The organism is Virgibacillus sp. M23 (genome assembly GCF_034190895.1).
GTDB lineage: Bacteria > Bacillota > Bacilli > Bacillales > Amphibacillaceae > Virgibacillus > Virgibacillus salarius.
The window spans coordinates 1-833 of sequence record NZ_JAWDHA010000132.1; the positions used below are offsets into that span (position 1 = coordinate 1).

The 833-nt window shown below is 41.5% G+C and carries 1 protein-coding gene; it reads left to right on the forward strand.

Features of this window, described 5'->3' with window-relative positions:
* The first annotated feature begins 133 nt into the window (after window positions 1-133).
* On the forward strand, window positions 134-553 hold the full coding sequence (gene arsC, locus RVS70_RS21585; protein WP_026679706.1) for an arsenate reductase (thioredoxin): 420 nt from the start codon (window positions 134-136) through the stop codon (window positions 551-553).
* Window positions 554-833 lie beyond the last annotated feature (280 nt).

Below are 833 nucleotides of genomic sequence, written 5' to 3' on the forward strand. Positions count from 1 at the left end.
TACCTTGTAAATCATTTATAGAAATTCAAATGATATCCAGTAATCTTAGTGAGTGAACTATATGATGTTTATGAAATATTGAGAATACATGAGTATTTGGTAGAAAAATTAACTTTATTGAGGGAGGATGAAAATGACGAAAAAAATAATTTACTTTTTATGTACAGGAAATTCATGTCGTAGTCAAATGGCAGAGGGCTGGGCTAAGAGGTATCTAGGTGAAGATTGGGAAGTAAGAAGTGCTGGTATAGAAGCTCATGGGGTCAATCCTCATGCCGTGAAGGCAATGAAAGAGGTTGGTATTGATATCTCTGATCACACGTCGGATATTATTGATCCGACTATCTTACAGCATGCTACCATCGCTGTGACGCTATGTGGAGACGCTAAGGACAAATGTCCTGTCACACCTTCGCATGTACATCGGGAGCATTGGGGCTTTGATGATCCAGCAAAGGCGGAAGGAACGATAGAAGTGAAGTGGCAGGTATTTCAACGAGTAAGAGATGAAATTGGCGCTCGAATAAAGCGATTTGCTGAAACAGGTAAATAGCTGCGTCCAGCTCTAGCGCCCCAGAAACGATGTGACATAACGAATCGTCCTAATCTAAGTCATCATGGGCTCGTAAGCTCACCGTGATTCCCTTATCTCGGTTGATTCGCTCCAGTCACTACGTTTCCTAATCGGCGCTTGCGCTTTTGTTCAAAGTTAAGAAAGTATAAAATCAGTGCAATGACTGCGTTAAGCCAAGTAGTTATTTTGAAATGTTTGATGTATATTGGCAATGCTCCGACTAATTACTTCGCTTTCGGCGGGCACGGCCTCAACTAAC

Bases quoted from the DNA above. Each gene is read 5' to 3' on its own strand.
- arsC (WP_026679706.1), top strand. From the start codon at position 134: ATGACGAAAAAAATAATTTACTTTTTATGTACAGGAAATTCATGTCGT.